Source organism: Pedobacter sp. 01N416 (assembly GCF_056399685.1).
In genome coordinates this window covers 1-4,829 of the sequence record NZ_JBFTRT010000394.1, presented here as the reverse complement: position 1 = coordinate 4,829, position 4,829 = coordinate 1, and the positions used below count along the sequence as shown (strand labels likewise).

At 38.5% G+C, this 4,829-nt stretch carries 4 protein-coding genes and 1 pseudogene; 2 read left to right on the top strand and 3 right to left on the bottom strand.

Going from position 1 to position 4,829, the window contains the following annotated elements:
* Nucleotides 1–483 precede the first annotated feature (483 nt).
* Complete coding sequence (fmt, locus tag AC1DND_RS19690; RefSeq protein WP_477584205.1) at nt 484–1,392, bottom strand: methionyl-tRNA formyltransferase; 909 nt, start codon at nt 1,390–1,392, stop codon at nt 484–486.
* 91 nt (nt 1,393–1,483) lie between these two features.
* Here fmt and AC1DND_RS19685 point away from each other — a divergent pair, with 91 nt between their 5' ends.
* A complete protein-coding gene (locus AC1DND_RS19685) occupies nt 1,484–2,527 on the top strand; it encodes a DNA topoisomerase IB (protein WP_477584203.1) in 1,044 nt (347 codons plus the stop codon).
* 110 nt (nt 2,528–2,637) lie between these two features.
* Here the strand turns inward: AC1DND_RS19685 and AC1DND_RS19680 are convergent, their stop codons facing one another.
* The gene (locus tag AC1DND_RS19680) at nt 2,638–2,844 is read right to left on the bottom strand and encodes a hypothetical protein (RefSeq protein WP_029279784.1); all 207 of its coding nucleotides are present in this window, start codon (nt 2,842–2,844) and stop codon (nt 2,638–2,640) included.
* Between the two features lie 154 nt (nt 2,845–2,998).
* The gene (locus tag AC1DND_RS19675) at nt 2,999–4,267 is read right to left on the bottom strand and encodes an exo-beta-N-acetylmuramidase NamZ family protein (RefSeq protein WP_477584201.1); all 1,269 of its coding nucleotides are present in this window, start codon (nt 4,265–4,267) and stop codon (nt 2,999–3,001) included.
* A 179-nt stretch (nt 4,268–4,446) separates the two neighbouring features.
* Here AC1DND_RS19675 and AC1DND_RS19670 point away from each other — a divergent pair.
* A pseudogene (locus tag AC1DND_RS19670) lies at nt 4,447–4,829 on the top strand (ABC transporter permease); the annotation flags it as partial.

Here is a 4,829-nt window from a genome sequence, read left to right as displayed (position 1 = left end):
CGGATTACCTTGGTCGTCATGCTGAATTTAGTTCAGCATCTATCATATCCTTAAAAACTGTTCAATTTTTTTGGAAAGCAAAACCTGTAGTGCTTCGGTTTGGGCTGGTCCCGGCCTTTGCTTAATCCCGATAAAATTTGCTTTACAAGATAAACTATACTTAATCGGGATAACGCTGCCGGTCGGGTTTATTTAACCCTAAACAGAAGCACTTTTGTGGCCACTTAAACCCGATCAAAGCGRGATGTTCCCGATTTTRCATCGGGATCAAATTTGCAGAAGCGGGAGCGGGGCTGTCTTAAGCCTAAAGCCACTGCAATTGCTTTCCAAAAAGAATTGTTCATATAAAATACTGTCGTCATGCTGATCCGATAGTTATCGGATTTAGTTCAGCATCTTTTATGCTATAAAGACCCTGAATTAAATTTACTGCGTAGCTTTCCGCTGCGCTACAGGTCAGCATGACGACCGTTCATAGATAAATTACAACCGCATTCCCCTTAAAAAATCTTCGATCAGCATTCGTTTTTTTCCTTCGTATTGGATATCTAAAAGTTTGATAAAACCATCTTTTGCGGCAAATTTCAAATAAGTTTTACCATCGGTTAAAAAGCCTCCGGCTACAATGCCTGGCTCTTTATCTTCTATTTCGGCCTTAAATACCTTTAAATTTTTTTCATTGAGTAAGGTAAAAGCAGTTGGGTAAGGGCTTAAACCGCGGATTAAATTATGGATGGTTTGCGCCTGGTTGTTCCAGTCGATTTTGCAATCTTCCTTAAAAATCTTCGGCGCATGTTTTAAATCACCATTTTGTGGCTGTGGCTGCTCTATTATATTATTGGCTTCGATAGCAAGTAGTGTTTTTACCAGGAGATTTGCGCCAACAACCATCAGTTTATCATGCAACTCACCCGCAGTTTCGTCGTCGGCAATGGGCACACTGTCGCTAAGGATGATATCACCGGTATCAATTTCCTGTTTAAGGAAAAATGTAGTTACGCCACTTTCCTTCTCTCCATTTATAATGGCATGGTTAATCGGGGCTGCACCACGGTATTGCGGTAATAACGAACCATGTAAATTGATGGTTCCTTTAGCCGGCATATTCCAAACTATTTCTGGTAGCATTCTAAAAGCCACTACCACTTGTAAATCGGCTTGGTAAGATCTTAGTTCTTCAATAAACTCAGGATTTTTTAACTTTTCAGGCTGTAAAACAGGAATTCCTTTTTCTACAGCATATTTTTTTACTGCACTTTCATTCAATTTTTGGCCACGGCCTGCAGGTTTATCTGGCGCAGTAACCACAGCAACTACATCGAAATTGGCTTGTACCAAGGCATCTAAAGAGGCTACCGCAAAATCGGGCGTACCCATAAAAACTATTTTCATAAAGAAAGTGTTGTGTTTCTAAAAATAACGTGGCTACCCACGTTTAAGTTTTGCAAAATAACTAAAAATAAACCCATACTTATAGGCAAAAATGGTACAAGGCAAAGATGTTGTTAAAGCAAACGGATTGGTGTACGTTACCGATACCATGCCGGGGATTTACCGGAAAGGGAAACCGGGAAAGTTTTATTACGAAGATAAAGAGGGCAACAAAATTACCGAAGAGAAACACCTCGACCGGATAAAGGCCTTAGTTATTCCACCCGCATGGCAAAATGTGTGGATTGCCAGTAAGCCAAATGCATATTTACAGGTTACTGGTATTGATGCTGCAGGCCGGAAACAATATAAATACCATGCAAAGTGGACCAGCCGCCGATCGGAGGCTAAATATTTCCGTTTATTGGAATTTGGAAAAGCATTGCCCAATGCACGGAAAAACCTGGAAAAAGACCTCCGCAGAAAAGATTTCGATGAACGCAAAGTATTGGCCATTTCTGTAGATGTACTGCAAAAAACACTAATCCGTGTGGGTAACGAAAGTTATAAACAGCTTTACGGTTCTTTTGGCTTAACTACACTTCGAGATAAGCATGTTAAAATCGAAGGAAGTAAAATTACCATGGATTTCGTTGGAAAAAAAGGTGTTCGGCAAAAAGTAGAGTTAAATGATCGGTCGCTGGCAAAACTGGTCAAGAAATGCAGGGACATTCCCGGGCAGGAATTATTTCAATTTTATTCGAACGGGAAAGAACATAAAAGTATCGATTCAGGCAAAATAAACGCTTACATTAAAGAAATTACAGGCGATGATTTTACGGCAAAGGATTTTAGAACCTGGGGTGGAACATTAGAAGCGTTGCGCCAGTTTTCGAAGTGCAGTGCTGATGAAGATTTTAACTTAAATTCAAAAAAAACAATTGTAACGGTTTTAGATTGTGTAGCGAAAAAATTAGGCAATACCAGGGCTGTTTGCAAGAGTTCTTATGTATATCCGTTATTGCTCACCGCTTATGAAAACAATGAGCTTAGTAGATATATCAAGAAAATGAATAATAACAAAACAACCGGTAAATTAGGCTTGGCACACGATGAGAAAATTTTATTGTCGTTTTTAAAAGCAAGTAGTAAATAGACAAAATGATATAAAAATCGTCATTTAGAGCGGAGTGAAACGCAGTCGATAATCTGTTCTAAATGACCATATTAAGTCATACTCCAGTTGCAATGATAGTGCTTTTAAAATTATTCTTTAGGTGCCTTTTTTATCGGATGAACCGGCTGCTCCTCTAATTCTCTTTGCTTAGCCGGATTATTTGTTTTTGGTGCTTTATTAGGGGTGCTGTCGTTTTTATGCCTCACCGTTTTATGGTCAACAGGCTCCCTGCCTTTGGGCACTTCTTCCTGGTAATTGCTTCCTGGTTTATCACTTTTAATTTTCGGACCGCTCATAGCTAAAATGATTGAATGATTAAGTTTTTGAATGATTGAATAGCACAGCGCTTATCAATCATCTATAATAACAAACCTCTTTCTATTAAGTTTGAAAATAATTGCAAGGGGCAATCCGATCATTCAGTCATTCAATCCCTCTCTCATTCAATAATTAATTGTATAGCAAATATTTCTTCCGCATGGTTTTGTATGCACTTAGTCCTGGTTCCCAGCTCGCCCTAATTTCTGCTTCACTTTTTCCGTCGATTACCTGTTGCCTGAAATCTGCCACACCAACTAATCTTTCGATAGTACCCATTTCTTTGCTCAGCTTGGTGTTAAAGAAATCTTCTTTTCTTGGGGATGCCTTGTACAGTTCGATTAACCAGCTGATGTTTACCTGTTTCGATTTTACCAGTTTTGAGGTATCGTAAGTTCTTAAATCTAAGCCATAACAAACCTGATCCTGAAACAATGGTGTTTCTGACATTCCTTTTATACTTTTCGGCGTAAAACTGAAATCGAATTTCCCTTTAAGGTACGGTGCCCCAACAACAGTAAATGGAAACATCGTTCCGCGGCCGTGGTTTAAATAGGTGCCCTCAAATAAGCAGGTAGATGGGTAAAGTAAAATAGATTGCTGTGTATTTAGGTTAGGAGAGGGTTTAACTGGTAAAGTATACTCCATATCATGGTCGTAATTGGCATTTTTGATAATGGTAATCTTGCATTTCACCTTATCTTTCAACCAGCCTTCGCCATTTAACATCTGCGCATATTCGCCAACCGTTAAGCCATGCGCAATAGGGATAGGTTGCACGCCAATGCCCGATTTAAATTTTGGGTCTAAAATCGGCCCATCAATTAAATAACCATTTGGATTGGGGCGATCTAAAATCAACAGCGTTTTATTGTTTGCTGCACAGGCTTCCATAACGTGCTGTAAGGTATTGATATAGGTATAAAAACGAACACCAACATCTTGGATATCAAACACCATAATGTCGATATCTGCTAAATCTTCAGTCGTTGGTGTACTGTGTTTACCATAAAGCGAGATGGCTTTTATACCTGTTTTGGTGTCAACATCATCGTTAACGGTAACGCCTGCACTGGCATTACCTCTAAAACCGTGCTCAGGACCAAATATCTTCTGGATTTTAACACCTCGTTTCAGCAGGCTATCAACCGAAGTCTGCGTACCGATAATTGATGTGGGGTTAACCACCATACCCACACGTTTTCCTTTTAGAAGCGGGAGGTATTTTTCGGTCTGTTCTGCACCGGTTTTAATTGTCGATGGCAGTTTAACAGTCCTGATCATCAGTTTTCTGTTTTCAGGGCTTTTCTTTCCAAGAACTTCCTGTTCAAGTGGTTTGGGTTGTCCGCAGGCCGATAATGCAATTAAACTGGTTAAAGCAAAGCTGATGTAATTTTTCATTTTGAGTATTATTCTAATCTTCCGGTATTATAACAAAACAATTTACAATATATTTCAATTATGCTATTGGTATTTTCTTGTTACAACTTAAAAATTGATGTTTAAAGTTGGTTATTTATTTCCGAAAATGCCATTTTTAAAAAGGAATTGAGCATTTTTGTTAATACAAATTGATTAAATTGAATTTCGAATATTTCATCGCAGGGCGGATAGCCATTAAATCTGAGCGTACTTTTTCAAAACTTATCGTGCGTATTGCAATAGCAGGCGTGATGTTGAGTTTGGCTGTTATGATTCTCTCTATAGCCATTATAAAAGGCTTTAAAACTGAAATTCAGGATAAAGTAAGAGGCTATTTGGGCGATGTGCAAGTGACCCGTTACGATCTGAATAATTCTTTTGAGCATTCTCCCTTCGTACTTGATGGAGAAACAAAAAAAATGCTCAAAAATAATCCTGACATTGAATATTATTATCCTTTTGCTACAAAACCTGCTATCCTTTCGGCAAATAATGAAATTGAAGGCATTAATTTTAAAGGGATCGACAAAAACTATAAGTG

Excerpts from the sequence above, each read along its gene's own strand:
- fmt (WP_477584205.1), bottom strand. The coding sequence starts at position 1,392 with ATGAAAATAGTTTTTATGGGTACGCCCGATTTTGCGGTAGCCTCTTTA.
- AC1DND_RS19685 (WP_477584203.1), top strand. The coding sequence starts at position 1,484 with ATGGTACAAGGCAAAGATGTTGTTAAAGCAAACGGATTGGTGTACGTT.
- AC1DND_RS19680 (WP_029279784.1), bottom strand. The coding sequence starts at position 2,844 with ATGAGCGGTCCGAAAATTAAAAGTGATAAACCAGGAAGCAATTACCAG.
- AC1DND_RS19675 (WP_477584201.1), bottom strand. The coding sequence starts at position 4,267 with ATGAAAAATTACATCAGCTTTGCTTTAACCAGTTTAATTGCATTATCG.